General features: G+C 53.7%; 14 protein-coding genes and 1 tRNA gene. 3 read left to right on the forward strand and 12 right to left on the reverse strand.

Annotation, left to right across the window (positions count from 1 at the left end):
• Window positions 1-10 precede the first annotated feature (10 nt).
• The 11 genes from DSD30_RS06800 to DSD30_RS06845 form a co-directional block, all read right to left on the reverse strand.
• Entirely contained in the window at window positions 11-172 is a 162-nt protein-coding gene (locus DSD30_RS06800; RefSeq protein ID WP_157967595.1) for a hypothetical protein, read from the reverse strand.
• A gap of 39 nt (window positions 173-211) precedes the next feature.
• Window positions 212-724: a hypothetical protein gene (locus DSD30_RS06805; protein WP_114008908.1), complete on the reverse strand. Its 513-nt coding sequence runs from the start codon at window positions 722-724 to the stop codon at window positions 212-214.
• 111 nt (window positions 725-835) lie between these two features.
• Entirely contained in the window at window positions 836-1,111 is a 276-nt protein-coding gene (locus DSD30_RS06810) for an HU family DNA-binding protein (protein ID WP_114008909.1), read from the reverse strand.
• A 51-nt stretch (window positions 1,112-1,162) separates the two neighbouring features.
• Window positions 1,163-1,471 carry a hypothetical protein gene (locus DSD30_RS21480; RefSeq protein WP_157967596.1) on the reverse strand — a complete coding sequence of 103 codons (309 nt, stop codon included), beginning with the start codon at window positions 1,469-1,471 and terminating at the stop codon, window positions 1,163-1,165.
• A 57-nt stretch (window positions 1,472-1,528) separates the two neighbouring features.
• Window positions 1,529-3,955 (reverse strand): endopeptidase La, encoded by a 2,427-nt coding sequence (gene lon, locus DSD30_RS06815; protein WP_114008911.1) that lies wholly within the window; start codon window positions 3,953-3,955, stop codon window positions 1,529-1,531.
• A gap of 510 nt (window positions 3,956-4,465) precedes the next feature.
• Window positions 4,466-5,734, reverse strand: coding sequence for an ATP-dependent Clp protease ATP-binding subunit ClpX (gene clpX / locus DSD30_RS06820; RefSeq protein WP_114008912.1), 1,269 nt, complete (start codon window positions 5,732-5,734; stop codon window positions 4,466-4,468).
• Between the two features lie 258 nt (window positions 5,735-5,992).
• On the reverse strand, window positions 5,993-6,646 hold the full coding sequence (locus tag DSD30_RS06825) for an ATP-dependent Clp protease proteolytic subunit (RefSeq protein ID WP_114008913.1): 654 nt from the start codon (window positions 6,644-6,646) through the stop codon (window positions 5,993-5,995).
• Window positions 6,647-7,237: 591 nt separating this feature from the next.
• Window positions 7,238-7,693, reverse strand: coding sequence for a DUF1499 domain-containing protein (locus DSD30_RS06830; RefSeq protein WP_114008915.1), 456 nt, complete (start codon window positions 7,691-7,693; stop codon window positions 7,238-7,240).
• 94 nt (window positions 7,694-7,787) lie between these two features.
• Window positions 7,788-9,140: a trigger factor gene (gene tig, locus DSD30_RS06835; protein ID WP_114008916.1), complete on the reverse strand. Its 1,353-nt coding sequence runs from the start codon at window positions 9,138-9,140 to the stop codon at window positions 7,788-7,790.
• 371 nt (window positions 9,141-9,511) lie between these two features.
• Window positions 9,512-9,596: transfer RNA gene (locus DSD30_RS06840), tRNA-Leu, on the reverse strand.
• A gap of 160 nt (window positions 9,597-9,756) precedes the next feature.
• Window positions 9,757-11,394: an NAD(P)H-hydrate dehydratase gene (locus tag DSD30_RS06845; RefSeq protein WP_114008917.1), complete on the reverse strand. Its 1,638-nt coding sequence runs from the start codon at window positions 11,392-11,394 to the stop codon at window positions 9,757-9,759.
• Window positions 11,395-11,884: 490 nt separating this feature from the next.
• On the opposite strand from DSD30_RS06845, the gene DSD30_RS06850 reads away from it, so the two are divergent.
• The 3 genes from DSD30_RS06850 (at window position 11,885) to DSD30_RS06860 (ending at window position 16,053) form a co-directional block, all read left to right on the forward strand.
• Window positions 11,885-12,223, forward strand: coding sequence for a P-II family nitrogen regulator (locus DSD30_RS06850; RefSeq protein WP_114008918.1), 339 nt, complete (start codon window positions 11,885-11,887; stop codon window positions 12,221-12,223).
• Between the two features lie 146 nt (window positions 12,224-12,369).
• Window positions 12,370-13,779, forward strand: coding sequence for a type I glutamate--ammonia ligase (gene glnA, locus DSD30_RS06855; RefSeq protein WP_114008920.1), 1,410 nt, complete (start codon window positions 12,370-12,372; stop codon window positions 13,777-13,779).
• 240 nt (window positions 13,780-14,019) lie between these two features.
• Window positions 14,020-16,053 carry a methyl-accepting chemotaxis protein gene (locus DSD30_RS06860; protein WP_198662862.1) on the forward strand — a complete coding sequence of 678 codons (2,034 nt, stop codon included), beginning with the start codon at window positions 14,020-14,022 and terminating at the stop codon, window positions 16,051-16,053.
• Between the two features lie 163 nt (window positions 16,054-16,216).
• Here DSD30_RS06860 and DSD30_RS21485 read toward each other — a convergent pair whose 3' ends face one another.
• Complete coding sequence (locus DSD30_RS21485; protein WP_157967597.1) at window positions 16,217-16,390, reverse strand: hypothetical protein; 174 nt, start codon at window positions 16,388-16,390, stop codon at window positions 16,217-16,219.
• Window positions 16,391-16,548: the final 158 nt, after the last annotated feature.

The raw sequence follows: 16,548 nt of genomic DNA on the forward strand, positions 1-16,548 counted from the left end.
AATCATTTCTTCATTTGTCAGGTCTGCCATCATTCGCCGCGTAAAAATGCTGCACGAGGGGCGAATGGCCGGTCTCGTGAAGCTGCAGCGCAGCGCTCGGCAGGAAAGCGAACGGCAGGTCTGGGCCGCGATTTTCAGCCGCCTTTTGTTGCGGATGCGAACGTTCCTTCATTTTGAAGGTCTCGAAAGGCCTCCAATCCGGCATTCACCCTCACGCCACATGGTGCCGGAGAGTCTTCAGAAATGCATAGACGCGTTTTTCGGTTTTTCCTTTCTCGAACGCTTCGAGAAGCGCTTCAGTCCAACCATCGTCAGGGTTCAGCTCTTCAACAAAGCCCTCAAACTGGTCCAGCTCACCACGAGTCAGTGGCAGGGCTTCGGCGGCTTTGAGCAAAGACAGCAGCTCATGGGCACGCAGTAAAATGACAAAAGCGCTGGTCATGTCGTTGAGCAGGCTTTGCTCGAAATGCCAGTTGCGCCCCCCAAACAAATCCTGCACCACCCGCTGCCCTGCCCCCTGGCAATTGAAATTCATGCAGCCGTGGTAACCTTCTGCCTCTCTGCAATCATATATCTTGCAGCCGTTATTCTTATCGAGCTGTGGGCATGGCGCCCCATTGGGCTTGTCGATCGGAAACATGTCCGACTTGTCAAAAGCAAGCGAAACACAGCACAAGGCAGCACATTTGGAACAATCCGGTTCCAGCAAGTTTTCGTCGATCATGAAGCATCCTTTTCACGGGTCAGGCGTTGGTCTTGGCCATTGTAGCAAAAAACCCCCGGCCCGTAAGAGAGCCGAGGGTTTTAAAAGCTTAGTGAGCCAGTCGTCAGCTGATTAGCTGTTGACGGCGTCCTTCAGACCTTTACCAGCTTTAAACTTAGGCGTTTTGGAAGCTGGGATCTGAATGGTATCGCCCGTGCGCGGGTTACGACCTTCGGTAGCTGCACGCTCGGTCACGGAGAAGTTGCCAAAACCGATGATGCGCACTTCATCACCACCCTTCAGGGTATCGGAGATGATGTTGAACAATGCATCGACAGCGTCACCAGCTTGCGCTTTGGTCAGGTCTGCCTTTTCAGCGACAGCAGAGATCAGTTCATTCTTGTTCATAATTAATTCCTTCTCGGTTCAATCACGAAAGCCTCAAGTCCTTCGCGACGCTTAACCCTTATGAATCACCACACCTTGGGAAAATACCAGACGCGAGTTGCGACAATCCGGCGAAACAGGTGAGAAATCAAGCATAAAATTCGCAGAAATCAGCCATTTCAAACGCTGTAAACAAGAAATAGAAATCTGTTGCGTAAAAAACGAGCAAGCGAAATTAAATGTTGCCGTTTTTCCCCGTGATTTGGTTGGCTTTTCCCGAACAATCCGCTGATTCCCGCCAAAAAATCCAGTTTGTTTGAAGAAGAGCATTGAAGAGGTCAGCCAGATTCGCCCCTCCCAAATTTCGACACCAACAGACAAAAGAAAACCCGCTCAAGGCGGGTTTTCATTTTTCTCGTGGTTCGATCAACCCGAGCCTTAATGCTGAAGCGAGGTTGAGTCTTCGGACTCGTCACTCTTCAGGCCGACATCCGGCATCTGGCTTTCATCCCATTCAATTGGTTCGGGCAGTTCAACAAGCGCATGTTCCAGCACCTGCCCGACATTGGAAACCGGGACAATATCAAGCGCGTTCTTCACATTGTCCGGAATGTCGGCCAAATCCTTGGCATTCTCTTCCGGAATGAGAACGGTCTTGATGCCGCCACGCAAAGCCGCAAGCAATTTTTCCTTGAGGCCTCCAATCGGCAACACGCGGCCGCGCAAGGTGATCTCACCGGTCATGGCAACATCCTTGCGCACAGGGATGCCGGTCATGATGGACGTGATGGCAGTTGCCATCGCGATACCAGCCGAAGGTCCATCCTTTGGCGTTGCGCCTTCGGGCACATGCATATGGATGTCTTTCTTGTCGAACACAGGCGGTTCAACACCGAAATCCACGGCCCGCGAGCGGACATAGGAAGCGGCTGCCTGAATCGACTCCTTCATCACATCACGCAGGTTGCCCGTCACGGTCATCTTGCCTTTACCCGGCATCATGACACCTTCGATGGTCAGCAATTCGCCGCCCACTTCCGTCCAGGCAAGACCAGTGACAACACCAACCTGATCCTCAGAATCGATCTCCCCGAAGCGGAACCGCGGAACCCCGAGGAAATCCTCGATATTGTCCGTGGTCACATCGATCTTATCGAGCTTCTTCATGATCAGATCCTTGGTCACCTTACGCGCCAGCTTCATCAGCTCACGCTCAAGGTTACGCACACCCGCTTCACGGGTATAGCGCTGGACGATCATCCGAAGACCGGAATCATCAAGGCTGAACTCGCTGTCCTTCAGGCCATGATCCTTGGTTGCTTTCGGGATCAGGTGACGGCGTGCAATTTCCACTTTCTCGTCTTCGGTGTAACCGGCAATGCGGATCACTTCCATACGGTCCATCAACGGCGCTGGGATATTCAGCGTGTTGGCCGTGGTGATGAACATGACATTGCTGAGGTCATATTCCACCTCGAGATAATGGTCCATGAAGGCGTGATTCTGTTCCGGATCAAGCACTTCAAGCAAAGCCGAAGACGGGTCGCCACGGAAATCCATGCCCATTTTGTCGATCTCGTCGAGCAAAAACAGCGGATTGGCCTTCTTGGCTTTCTTCATCGACTGGACAACCTTGCCCGGCATCGAGCCGATATAGGTCCGACGATGACCCCGAATCTCGGCTTCATCCCGCACACCACCAAGCGCCATGCGAACAAATTCACGGCCCGTGGCGCGTGCAATCGACTTGCCAAGCGAGGTTTTACCAACACCCGGAGGACCAACGAGGCAGAGGATCGGGCCTTTGAGCTTGTTGGTGCGGGTCTGCACCGCCAGATACTCGACGATCCGTTCCTTGACCTTCTCGAGGCCATAATGATCCGTATCGAGGATGGTTTCAGCTTTCTCAAGGTCAACCTTGACGCGGGACTTCTTGCCCCAAGGAATACCGGTGAGCCAATCGAGATAGTTGCGCACCACGGTGGCTTCCGCCGACATCGGGCTCATTTGCTTGAGCTTTTTCAGCTCTGCATCAGCCTTCTCGCGCGCTTCCTTCGACAGCTTGGTTTTCTCGATGGTGTTTTCCAGCTCGCGGATCTCGTCCGCGCCATCCTCAGAATCCCCCAGCTCCTTCTGAATGGCCTTCATCTGCTCATTCAGATAATACTCGCGCTGGGTTTTCTCCATCTGACGCTTGACGCGACTACGGATGCGCTTTTCCACCTGCAGAACGGAAATCTCGCTCTCCATCAGGCCAAGCACCTGCTCAAGCCGCTCGACAACGCTGACAATACCAAGAATTTCCTGTTTTTCCTGGATCTTGATCGCAAGGTGCGAGGCAACCGTATCGGCCAGCTTCGAGTAATCCTCGATCTGGGACACAGCGCCAATCACTTCAGGCGACACTTTCTTGTTCAGCTTGACGTAATTTTCAAATTCGGTCGACACGGAACGGGCCAAGGCTTCAACCTCAACCTGATCGCCGTCATCATCGCGCATCACCGTTGCGCTGGCTTCGAACAGATCGTCGCGCTTGGTGAAGTCGCAAAGCTTGGCGCGGTCCATCCCTTCGACGAGCACCTTGACGGTCCCATCGGGCAGCTTGAGCAACTGCAGGACGCTGGCTAGCGTTCCAATCTTGTATATGTCTTCAGGGGCCGGATCATCGTCGCCGGCATTCATTTGCGTTGCCAGCAAAATCATCTTGTCCGACTGCATCACTTCTTCAAGCGCGCGAATGGACTTTTCGCGTCCGACAAACAAAGGCACAATCATGTGCGGGAAGACAACAATGTCTCTTAGTGGCAAGACCGGATAAGTGTCTGCAACCTTCTGGCCGCTCTCATCGATTTGATCTTCGGTCATGCTTCCTACCTTTCTTGGCTGCGTCACCTTTCCAAAATAGACAAGGCAACGTTTGCGGCCTCATTTTGGCCCGCAAGTCAGCAGGTACCCCTCGCAAGCCAATCATTGGCTCCGAGGACAAGTCTGGTCACCTGCAGGGAATGGGTGAGACTCAAACACGCAGTTTCACCACGGTATCATTTAGTTGGGACTTGACGACAGGCTTTTCAACCCACTCCACAAGCCAATGTCATCTTTGTGAACAAACACAGAAGGCAATTCGAACCAAAGTCTACAACTTTCATCAATACTTCTCTAAGCAATTGAAAGATCGATCAAATCACAGTCATTTTATTGACTTTACGGTTCAAAACTATATTTGGCTCAATTGGTTTTGGACATTGGAAAACCGGGCGAGAGACGGACGCGACAACCAAGACAAAAGCCAGCGCATCAGCCTGTTACTTCAGTCTTGCCAACAAAAAAGGCGACCTTAAGGCCGCCTCCTTGAAACATTTGATCTTTGAACCCTCAGGCGGTTGAAGGCTCAGCTTCGGACTTGATGTCGCCATAGATATAGAGAGGACGAGCTTCCCCCTTGATGACATCACCGGAAATAACCACTTCCTCAACACCCTCAAGGCCCGGCAGCTCATACATGGTGTCGAGCAAAATGCCTTCGAGAATCGAGCGCAGGCCACGAGCCCCGGTTTTGCGTTCAATCGCCTTGCGAGCCACGCCACGCAGAGCCTCTTCGTGGAATGTCAGGCGCACGCCCTCCATTTCGAACAAGGCCTGATACTGCTTGACGATCGCATTTTTCGGCTGCGACAGAATGGAGACAAGCGCGTCCTCATCCAGATCTTCCAACGTCGCCAAAACCGGCAAACGACCGACAAATTCCGGAATGAGACCGAATTTCAGCAGATCTTCAGGTTCCAGCTCACGGAACAACTCGCCCGTGCCACGTTCGTCCGCATCCTTGACCTTGGCCGAGAAGCCGATGGACGTGTCATTGCCACGCTGGGAAATGATCTTGTCGAGACCAGCAAAAGCGCCGCCACAAATGAACAGGATGTTGGAGGTATCCACCTGCAGGAACTCCTGCTGAGGATGCTTGCGCCCCCCCTGAGGCGGCACAGAAGCAACCGTGCCTTCCATGATTTTCAACAAGGCCTGCTGCACGCCCTCGCCCGATACGTCACGGGTGATCGAGGGATTGTCGGACTTGCGGGAAATCTTGTCGATCTCATCAATATAGACGATGCCGCGCTGGGCCTGCTCAACATTATAGTCAGCAGCCTGCAGCAGCTTGAGAATGATATTCTCGACATCTTCACCCACATACCCGGCTTCAGTCAGGGTGGTCGCATCCGCCATGGTGAAAGGCACATCAAGAATACGGGCCATGGTCTGGGCAAGGAAGGTCTTGCCGCAACCGGTTGGACCGATCAGCATGATGTTCGACTTGGCAAGTTCGATCTCGGTGCTCTTCTTGCCATGAGCCAGACGCTTGTAATGGTTATGAACGGCGACAGACAACACACGCTTGGCACGATCCTGCCCGATAACGTAATCATCCAGCACTTCACAGATTTCCTGCGGAGTCGGAATGCCGTCCTTGGATTTGACCAGCGAAGACTTATTCTCTTCGCGGATGATATCCATGCATAGCTCAACGCATTCATCACAGATGAAAACGGTTGGACCTGCAATCAGCTTGCGCACTTCATGCTGGCTCTTGCCACAGAAGGAGCAGTACAGCGTGTTCTTGTTATCGCCACCACCGGCCTTACTCATGTAGGTGCCTCTTCTCTCGTTGCCAGAAGACAGAATCCGTTCAACTCTGCCCGCATGTCTAGTTTATGGTGCTGTGCATAGGCTGCAAGCAAAATAAACCCATCGGTTGGTCTGCTGTTGTATTAATTTTTCCAATTACCACAACAGCAGAGCATATTTCTAAAAGGATGTACCCCAAATCATCAAGATAGGCTTAATGCAACCCTATTTTGGGGACACATCACGCGGCCGGAAACATTCCGGCCGGCGCACCAGATTTTATTCTTTCCCGGCATCCTTCTGCTCTTCAGCCTCGTCCGCCAAAGACTCACGATTCTCGACAACACGATCCACAAGACCCCAGTCCTTGGCTTCGGTTGCGGTCATGAAGTGGTCGCGATCAAGGGTCTGCTCGACGATGTCATAGTCCTGATCGCAATGCTTGACATACACTTCGTTCAGGCGACGCTTCATTTTCAGGATGTCTTCGGCGTGGCGCTGGATGTCAGACGCCTGCCCCTGGAAGCCACCAGATGGCTGGTGAACCATGATGCGGGCATTCGGCAGCGCGTAGCGCATGTCCTTTTCACCGGCGCACAACAGCAACGACCCCATCGATGCTGCCTGTCCCATACACAGCGTCGCAACCGGTGGCTTGATGAACTGCATGGTGTCATAGATCGACATACCAGCGGTCACAACGCCACCCGGCGAGTTGATGTAAAGCGAAATCTCTTTTTTCGGATTGTCCGCTTCAAGGAACAGCAACTGGGCACAGACCAGAGCCGCCATGTGATCCTCGATCGGACCAGTGATGAAAATGATGCGCTCCTTGAGAAGGCGCGAATAAATGTCGTAAGCGCGTTCACCCCGGTTGGATTGCTCCACAACCATGGGAACCAAATTCATTGCAAGATCAATCGGATCCTTCATTGCACTTTCCTTCTCAAGACCTCTTCGGCCATCCGTTCAGAGATGGAGCCTCTACATTGCCCCATCTCGGCTCATTCCGTCCGGCGCAAATACCGACAAACCCTCGCCTGCCGTGCATCCTTGCCGCGCAACATCACGACACCATAACCCCCTGCACGGGATTGCGGCCAAGTGATGGCACCACCACCGACCGCCCTTGTCGATTATGATTTAACCGGCCTGCAAGCGCTCTCCCTGAGGAAAACCGCTCAACAGATCGCCGATCCGCATCATCAAGGCCTCACGCTAACTACGACTCGAATCGCCTGCACGGACCACTTTTCATCGTCATAGCATCGCGAAAATGAAGATTTTACTGACAAGCGCAATTGGCCCGCCCAAACCGTCAGCGTCCGTCAACAGAGGGCAATCTTATCCACCCCACTTATGCACTGACCAGCCCCATTCAAGGCTTTTGGTGAATCCTTTGAAGAAAGTCCACTACGAATTTCCTCAAACGCCGTTCGCCAGTTTCACACATGAAATATGGACACAAACAACCAGAAAACGTCAATATTTCAACATCCTTGCAACAGAGACGATAACAAAGACCTATTCCTCGGCTTCATAAAGAAGCTTGAACGCCTCGAACCGCTGGCGATTCTCCCCCATGTCGGCAAAGCCCACCCGCGACTGCGATCGGTAATGCACCTTGCGGGCAGCCACGTCGAAATAGACCTCGACATCATCACGAAACCGGAAGATAGGGCTGACCGCGATGGCATGGATATAAGTCGGCTTTTCCTTGATGATCGCAACGGTCCCAAGTGCCTCAAACGCCTGTTTGACAGCATCGACCGTCTGGGTGATGTCGGCCTTGAAGGCAAGGCTCGGCACCCGCTTTTCTTCATCTGCCGCCTGACTGGACACGCCGTTGGGCCGCGCCGAAAGTGCTGGCAGGCGCCCTTCCCTGACCCCCAGATCCGTGGGAGGGGTGATGTTCAGATAGAAGGCGATGATGATGAAAGAGGCAATCGCGAGAACAACACCGCCGACAATTCCGTTCATGGGATCTCTTCTCACTTGGATGATGATGGGCCAAACGCAAACCGCCCGCGTCCGGAAGGCGCGGGCGGCATGCTCATTCGATAACGAGGAAGGCTTACGCTTCTTCGTCTTCGGCGATCATTTTCTCCAGCTCTTCCTTGGTAACGGTCTTCTCTTCAACCTTTACCAGCTCGAGCAGGTAGTCAACGACCTTCTCTTCAAAGATCGGTGCGCGGATGGATGCAAGGGCATCGGCATTCTGGGTGTAATATTCAAACACCTGACGCTCCTGACCCGGGAACTGCTGCGCGCGCTGCATGATGCCGCGCTGAACCTCTTCGTCATTGACCTTGATTTCGTTCTTGTCACCAATTTCGGAAAGAACCAGACCAAGGCGCACACGACGCTCGGCAATCGCCTTATATTCTTCGCGAGCTTTCTCTTCGGTGGTGTCTTCGTCCTCGAAGGTCTTGCCAGCTTCGTTCATTTCAGAGTTTACCTGTTTCCAGATATTCTCGAATTCCTGCTCCAGAAGAGTAGGAGGAACTTCGAACTTGTGCAGTTCATCAAGCTTGTCGAGAAGCTGACGCTTCACGCGCTGACGGGTCATCGTGCCATACTGGGAGACAACCTGATCTTTCAGGATCTCTTTCAGTTTGTCGAGAGACTCAAGACCCAGCTTGGTTGCGAACTCATCGTCGATTTCCAGCTCGCCCGGAGCCTGAACTTCCTTGACGACGATTTCGAACTCAGCGTCTTTACCAGCCAGATGCGCTGCGCCATATTCCTCAGGGAATGACACTTTGACAACGGTTTCGTCGCCAGCGGACACGCCAACCAGCTGCTCTTCAAAGCCCGGAATAAAGGTGTTGGAACCCAGAACCAGTTCAGCATTCTCGTCTGCGCCGCCATCAAAGGCTTCACCATCGATCTTGCCAAGATAGGACATCAGAACCTTGTCGCCATCTTCAGCTTTGCCTTCTTTGGCCTCAAACGGACGGGAGCTTTCGCCGATCTGCATCAGGCGCTCATCGACTTCGCTGTCCTCAACTTCAACAACCGGGCGCTCGATTTCAACGCCGGAAACATCAGCCACTTCGATTGCTGGCATCACTTCATAGATGATGTCGAATTCGAGATCCGCTTGCGCATCCATGATTTTCATGGCTTCTGCTTCGTCCTCGGTCATGTTGTACCGAGGCTGCATGGCAGCTTTCTCATTGCGCTCTTCAAGGGAAGTGCGGGTGGTTTCGCCGATCAGATCCTGAACGATTTCACCCATCAAGGCCTTGCCATGGAGCTTGCGGACATGGGATGCAGGCACTTTACCTGGGCGGAAGCCGTTAATGCGGACCTGGTCCTTGATCTCGTCGATTTTGGCGACCAACTTGGCTTCGAGATCAGAAGCAGGAATCACGACTTTCAATTCGCGTTTCAGACCTTCGGACAGGGTTTCGGTTACCTGCATATCTATCTGCTTTCGTTCTTGTCATATACAATATGGTTCGGGGCATGGTCGGATGACATCCAATAAGGATGCCAGACTCCGTCAAACCCAATTTCGTTTCGACCGCCGTCGTCTGATGAAAGACAAGCCAGTTCCGAGCGGGTCAAGACAAAGATCTCCTCGTCGGCTCATTCGAACCGTACACCCCTCAGCCCTGTCCCGATCGTCCTGCCAAGACCTGCCAGACCCCCGATTGCTCGGACCTCTGACAGACCATTGCCAAGAATCCTGAATGCGCGTCCTTATCCAAAAAACCACAACGCTTTTCGGGGACACGCAATTCAGCCGGTCTGTCTTCCCTCTTTCACCCTTCAAGCGGCAAAAGAGGCGATTGGTACGGGTGGAGGGACTTGAACCCCCACGGCTCTCGCCACCAGAACCTAAATCTGGCGTGTCTACCAATTCCACCACACCCGCACGGCAAGCGCAGTTAGCGCCAGCAAATCGAGCGGTGCCTCTATAGCACCCGATAGAGAAAGCGCAAAGAAAATTTCACATTTCTCTCCTTATTCCCCAACCTCTCTGGGGGAATCCGGTGAAAGCCTGTTGCTTTCCGCCCTTTCTCGCGTGCGGCGGATTAATCATCCAGCATCATGAAATCCGCATCCACCCCATTATCAGGCACAATTTGGGCCAATTCTTGATACAGCGCCGGCAAAGCTTCGGGCAAATCCTCTGAAATCAAACCCGGCCCCAGTGCAAGCCCCGCCTGTCCATGGAGCCAGACCCCGGCGGACGCAGCATCGAGCGCCGGCATCCCCTGAGCCATCAACCCGGCAATGATGCCAATCAACACGTCACCACTGCCAGCTGTCGCAAGATAGGGCACGCCTTGAGAATGGATCACCGCTCGTCCCTCTGGCGAAGCAATGATGGTGTCAGCCCCCTTAAGCACCACATGAGCGCCACTGCGTTGCGCGGCCATCAGCGCGCAATCGAGCTTTGACAATCCCTTATCTTCCCGCACCCGGTGCGACAGGTCAGGAAACAGACGGGCAAACTCGCCCTCATGAGGGGTCAGCACAAGACAGCCTGAGCGGGCAGCCGGGCTGTCACGCAAACTGCTAAGATCAAACTCACCCATCTCGATGCCCTGCGACACACAGGTGATCGCATCTGCATCAAGCAACAGGCAAAGATCACGTTCAAGAATCGTATAAAGGAGAGAGCGCTGCTCAGGGGCCATTCCCATGCCGGGCCCAGCGACCAGCACATCATAGCTCCGGCGCGACAACACCGTCGCCAGACTGGCGGCATCCTGCACAGGCTCAACCATAATCGCCGTGATTTGCGAAGCCACCACATGAGCTGCATCCGGTGGCGGCGCCACCGTTACCAAACCGGCCCCTGCCCGCAAAGCACCCCGCGCGGCAAGGCGTGCCGCACCGGAATGAATGGCATCGCCCGACAAAACCAGACAATGGCCCCGGTGGAATTTGTGGTCAGCCAGACGGCCTGATGCAATCCGCTCAATCGGCTTCAGGGCTTCCGGCCAGTTATGAACCCAGAGCGCGGGAACATTCTCCGTCGCACAATGGCCCGTTTCCTCGAGTAGCTGAGACGGAATACCGATATCGACACAAGACACGTCACCGCAAGAGGCCTTGCCCGGATAAAGCAGATGACCCGGCTTCTTGCGAAAGAAAGTCACGGTTCGATCGGCCCGTACGGCCGCACCGGCAATGTGACCACTGCTGCCATCCACACCGCTTGGCAGATCAACCGCCACGACCGGCAGTCCGGATTGATTGAGCGCGTCAATCAGATCCGCCAACTCCCCGGAGATCGGCCGGATCAACCCGGCTCCGAACAGCGCATCAATGACAATATCGGCATCATCCCACAACCCCGGCGACAAGGCGAAAACCTCATCGCCCCATTCATCAGCAGCCAATGCGGCATCGCCTTCAAGCTCTTCCATCGACACCGAGCAACCCAGAATGACGCTCCAGCCTTCTTCTTCCAGCAGACGCGCAGCAACAAATCCGTCCCCACCATTGTTGCCCGGACCACAGAGAATACAGACCATACCCGACGCGCCGGATCCGGTTTTCTCCTCCAACAACTCAATCGCAGCCTCGGCAACTGCCTGCCCCGCCGCTTCCATAAGCTGATATCCGGGCACGCCACTCTCAATGGTCAGGCGATCCGCCTCGCCCATTTGCTTTGGCGTCAGTATCTCAGCAGCCACCCCGAACCGATCCAATTTTGTCATGATGCCGTCCCTTGCTCTGGCCGCCAGTTCCGCAACCGACCAGACTCACTCAATAATGCGACAAAGCCTACCGACGCGCAGGCAGCGGCACAATCAAACAAGCGCGCCCTCACCACAAAAAGCGTCGAACAAGACAAGGCACCTTCAGCGCAACAGCTGCCCTTATATTATGCAACCAAAGGGGTAAATATGACAAAATGGCGCGAAAGTAACCCGACCGCCCCCTGCGACACAAAGGATGAACAGGGCTATTTTGACTACTATTTCATCAATTGCCTATTTTTATAGCTTATCCTTTCCCCAATATGCCTGATAAATCGTCCTCGTCATACTGGCGAAGCCTGCATTTTCCTGCTTTTATCAACATCAACCGAATTGGCATGAAGAATGCATAATTTCTGACAAACCTACCAACGCCCCACATGGGCGATGAGCAACAGACACGGTTCACGGCTGACAACAGCGGCGCAACTTGGGGAAGCAAAGAACGATGAAGAAAATCGAGGCAATCATCAAACCTTTCAAACTTGATGAAGTCAAAGAAGCGCTGCAAGATGTTGGCCTGCAGGGTATCACTGTCATCGAAGCGAAAGGCTTTGGACGTCAGAAAGGCCATACCGAGCTGTATCGTGGCGCAGAATATGTCGTCGACTTCCTGCCAAAGGTAAAAGTTGAAGTCATCCTGCCGGAAGATCAGGTCGATGCCGCCATCGAAGCGATCCAGAAAGCGGCCCAGACCGGGCGCATCGGCGATGGCAAGATCTTCATCTCCACGGTCGAGCAGGTCATTCGCATCCGTACCGGCGAAACCGGCGTTGACGCGATCTAAGCGACCAGATGAAGGTCCCTCACCCGGACCGACACAGAACCACACCTTCTAGAGAAAACTAAGGAACAAGGCAGGTCTCGCCCCGACGAGAAACAGATCGGCTCCGCGAGACCTGCTTGGGAACACAGACAGTAAAGGATACTGGAATGAGCACACCAGCTGAAATCGTAAAGTTGATTTCCGAGCAGGATGTCAAATATGTCGACATCCGCTTTACCGATCCGCGTGGCAAGCTGCAGCACGTCACCGTCATTGAAGATCAGGTTGACGAAGACTTCCTTGAAGAAGGCTTCATGTTCGACGGGTCTTCCATCGCCGGTTGGAAGTCGATCGAAGCATCTGACATGAAACTGATGCCTGATTGCGAAAGTGCCTATATCGATCCTTTCTACGCAGAAAAAACCCTCTGCATCCATTGCTCCATCGTCGAGCCGGACACCGGCGAAGCCTATGAGCGCGATCCACGCGGCACCGCAGAGAAAGCCGAAGCTTACCTGAAATTCTCCGGTATCGGCGACATCTCCTACTGGGGTCCGGAAGCAGAATTCTTCCTGTTCGACGACGTTCGCTATTCCAACACCATGAACAAAGTGTCCTATGAAGTGGATGCGATTGACGCGGCTTGGAACACCGACAGCGAATATGAAATGGGCAACATGGGTCATCGTCCTGGCGTTAAGGGCGGCTACTTCCCGGTCAACCCAACCGACCATGCGCAGGACATCCGTTCCGAAATGCTCTCCACCATGAAGAGCATCGGCATGAAAGTCGACAAGCACCACCACGAAGTGGCGTCTTGCCAGCACGAACTCGGTCTGATCTTCGGTTCCCTGACCAAACAGGCAGATGAGCTGCAGAAATACAAATATGTGATCCACAATGTGGCTCAGGCATACGGCAAAACCGCCACCTTCATGCCAAAGCCGATCTATGGTGACAACGGCACCGGCATGCACTGCAACATGTCCATCTGGAAAGACGGCAAGCCGCTCTTTGCTGGCGACAAATATGCAGACCTGTCTCAGGAAGCTCTGTACTTCATCGGTGGTATCCTGAAGCACGCCAAGACCCTGAACGCCTTTACCAACCCTTCGACCAACTCCTACAAGCGTCTGATCCCAGGCTTCGAAGCTCCGGTGCTGCGTGCATATTCTGCTCGTAACCGTTCTGGCTGCGTTCGTATTCCTTGGACCGAAAGCCCGAAAGCAAAACGCGTTGAAGCACGCTTCCCGGATCCTTCCGCGAACCCATATCTCTGCTTCGCAGCACTGCTGATGGCTGGCCTTGACGGCATCAAGAACAAGATCGATCCAGGCCCGGCAATGGACAAAAACCTGTATGATCTGCCTGCAGAAGAACTCGAAGGCATCCCAACGGTTTGCGGTTCCCTGCGTGAAGCCATGGACGCCCTCAAAGCGGACCACGACTTCCTGCTGGCTGGCGATGTGTTCACCAAAGACCAGATCGACGGCTACATCGAACTCAAGATGGAAGAAATCGAGCTGTTCGAACACACCCCGCATCCGGTGGAATTCGGCATGTATTACAGCTGCTAATTCGATCGCAGACGTCATATCAAGAAAAGAGCCGGGTTTTTCCGGCTCTTTTTTTATGCATTTTGGTGAGTGTTTACTCACTAAAAATCTTTTCCTTTTTCAAATGAAGCCGGCGCGCACCTGATTGCGCCAGAATTACATTTTCTTTTTGTTTTTCTGGGAGATACCATCGGCAGTAAAGTCAAAATTAAGAAACCATTCCCAATATCGGCGCAAGATCTTTCCCGTATGGAGTATCCAATGTCCCTCCGATCTCGCATCGTTTTTTCTACCAATGCAGTTTTTCTGACAGGCTTCTTCGTGCTGATCGCGACGATGTCAGTGATGCTTGGAAAATTTGCCGAAAAATCCGGCACCGACTATCTCAAGCAGACCGTTGCCACCCACGCAAAAGAAGCCACCTCCCTGATTGCCGAAGGCCAGATTGCCAGTCAGGTTGGCGCTTTTGCACTGGAAGCTTTGCTGTCGCAAGGGGTAACGGATCGAAAGGCCTATGCAGGCGTGATGCAAACGGTTCTTGGCAAGAACAAGGACTTTGTCGGCGCAGGCATGGTGTTTGAACCCGATGTCATCGGCAAGGACGCCGACCATCGTGCTGCGGACTATTCTGACGCGAATGGGCAACTGGTCCCCTATTTCAGCCACGGGGCGGGCAAAGTTGCCTATGAGCCACTGTTGATGACCACCGAAGGGGGCGTCGAAGACTGGTATCATCGCGCCCGTGACAGCAAAAAAGTTACGATGACCGAGCCCTATGTCTATCCGGTCAACGGTCAGGATGTCCTGATGGCAACCGCCTCCTCTCCGATCATCGGTCCCAACGGCAAGGCTGTTGGCGGCACAACGATCGACATTCCTCTCAGCGACCTGAGCAACTTGCTAAACGCCGATCTGGAATTTCAGTCTTCAGAGGTCTCGATCCTCAGCGCGGGCGGCCTCTGGGTGGCTCATCCGGACAAGAGCAAGCTGGGCCAGAAAGCGGACCCGGACATCATTGCTGCTCTCAAGGGCCTGAATATGATGGAAAAAGTCGTCGAGGCCAACGGTAAACTGACCGTCCTCAAGCCCTTTGACATTCGTGGAACTGGCGACATCTGGTTTGCCCGCCTGACCGTCGATCAAGCAGAAATCATGGCCATTGCCAACCAGACCCGCAACATTTCACTGATGATAGGCCTTGCACTGCTGGCCATCGGATCTGCGATTTTCTGGTTCATGGGCAAATCCATTTCCGACCCGGTGATCAAACTGGCAAGCCGCATGAAGTCTCTGGCTTCCGGCAATGTCGATGATCCGGTTCCCTATGCCGAGCGCAAGGACGAAATCGGCCTGATGGCAGAAGCTCTCACCGTCTTTGTCGACAACGCGGTCGAGCGGCAGAAGCTTCAACAGGAAAACCAGACATCCCAAGAACTTGAGCAAAATCGTCAAAGGCAGGTTGAACAGATCATTGCCGACTTCGATGCAAGCGTACAAAGCTCGCTCAAGCAGGTTGCGGAAAACGGCTCCGAGATGGAGGGCACCGCTTCCCGCCTCAGCATGATTGCCGCCAAAACACGCGATCGACTAGGGGCCGTCTCGAACGTGTCCGGCGAAGCCCAAAGCAGCATCCAGTCCGTGGCCGCCGCATCGGAAGAACTGGCAACCTCAATCGGCGAAATCAGCCGTCAGATCGAGCAGGCAAAATCTGTCGTCCAAGCGGCCAATCAGGCAGCAGATGCGTCCAATCAGAAGATTGTCAGCCTTGACAGTGCTGCCCAGAAAATTGGCGAAGTCGTTAATCTCATTCAGGACATTGCCGAGCAGACCAACCTTCTGGCCCTGAACGCAACCATAGAAGCGGCCCGCGCCGGAGAAATGGGCAAGGGCTTCGCGGTTGTTGCCGCCGAGGTCAAGGAGCTTGCCAACCAGACCTCCAAGGCAACCGAGGAAATCTCCCGTCAGATTAGTGACATTCAGATTTCGACCAAGGATGCGGTCTCCTCGATCGAGGCCATCACCACCACCATGGATGATGTGACCGGCTTCACCAGCGCCGTGGCAGCTGCCATCGAACAACAGAGCCACGCCACCTCGGAAATCAGTCAAAGCGTCCAGCTTGCTTCCAGCAAGACTGAGGAAATGACATCCGGCATTCACGAGGTGATTGCCGAGGCTGAACAGACCAGCAACTCCGCCACCCATGTCTTCGATGCCTCCCAAGGCATGACGGAACAGGCCGGTCAACTCAACCGCACCATTGGCGCGTTCCTCAACAAGGTTCGCGCGGCCTAAGCTGCTGCGCATCGCCAGAACATCAAAAAGGGTCGGCTTTGCCGGCCCTTTCTTTATTTCCCAGTCATGTATTGTGTCATGTATTGTGCCAATCAGATACAAAACAACCGGCTCAACAGCCGGTCCAAACGCATCTGTATAGGACAAGAAATGGTTCGCAACATCACATCAACAAAAACAGCATGGCCAGCAAAATGGTGGCAGCCATATTGGTACGGAAAGACAGCTCCGTTGCTTCGCCCACCCGTTGCTGCGCTTGTCCCGCCCGATAGAGGCTGGATCTCAGCTCGACGACCGAGCTGCGCAACTCATCAATATCTGCTTCTACGCGGTTCATTCGTTTTTTGGATCCTGTCTGATCACGCCCAAGCATAACCCGGACAGAATAAAGCCCAAATCGTTAACAAACATTAACCATACTTCAATTTGTTCAAATCAACCGATGAATGGTGAAAAGAAACGGGTCCGTCTTGACAGGGCAGCCTCCGCGCTTTC

It is taken from the genome of Cohaesibacter intestini, assembly GCF_003324485.1.
Lineage (GTDB): Bacteria > Pseudomonadota > Alphaproteobacteria > Rhizobiales > Cohaesibacteraceae > Cohaesibacter > Cohaesibacter intestini.

Coding starts and splice junctions, on each gene's coding strand:
- DSD30_RS06800 (WP_157967595.1), bottom strand. CDS start 172: ATGAAGGAACGTTCGCATCCGCAACAAAAGGCGGCTGAAAATCGCGGC.
- DSD30_RS06805 (WP_114008908.1), bottom strand. CDS start 724: ATGATCGACGAAAACTTGCTGGAACCGGATTGTTCCAAATGTGCTGCC.
- DSD30_RS06810 (WP_114008909.1), bottom strand. CDS start 1,111: ATGAACAAGAATGAACTGATCTCTGCTGTCGCTGAAAAGGCAGACCTG.
- lon (WP_114008911.1), bottom strand. CDS start 3,955: ATGACCGAAGATCAAATCGATGAGAGCGGCCAGAAGGTTGCAGACACT.
- clpX (WP_114008912.1), bottom strand. CDS start 5,734: ATGAGTAAGGCCGGTGGTGGCGATAACAAGAACACGCTGTACTGCTCC.
- DSD30_RS06825 (WP_114008913.1), bottom strand. CDS start 6,646: ATGAAGGATCCGATTGATCTTGCAATGAATTTGGTTCCCATGGTTGTG.
- DSD30_RS06830 (WP_114008915.1), bottom strand. CDS start 7,693: ATGAACGGAATTGTCGGCGGTGTTGTTCTCGCGATTGCCTCTTTCATC.
- tig (WP_114008916.1), bottom strand. CDS start 9,140: ATGCAGGTAACCGAAACCCTGTCCGAAGGTCTGAAACGCGAATTGAAA.
- DSD30_RS06845 (WP_114008917.1), bottom strand. CDS start 11,394: ATGACAAAATTGGATCGGTTCGGGGTGGCTGCTGAGATACTGACGCCA.
- DSD30_RS06850 (WP_114008918.1), top strand. CDS start 11,885: ATGAAGAAAATCGAGGCAATCATCAAACCTTTCAAACTTGATGAAGTC.
- glnA (WP_114008920.1), top strand. CDS start 12,370: ATGAGCACACCAGCTGAAATCGTAAAGTTGATTTCCGAGCAGGATGTC.
- DSD30_RS06860 (WP_198662862.1), top strand. CDS start 14,020: ATGTCCCTCCGATCTCGCATCGTTTTTTCTACCAATGCAGTTTTTCTG.
- DSD30_RS21485 (WP_157967597.1), bottom strand. CDS start 16,390: ATGAACCGCGTAGAAGCAGATATTGATGAGTTGCGCAGCTCGGTCGTC.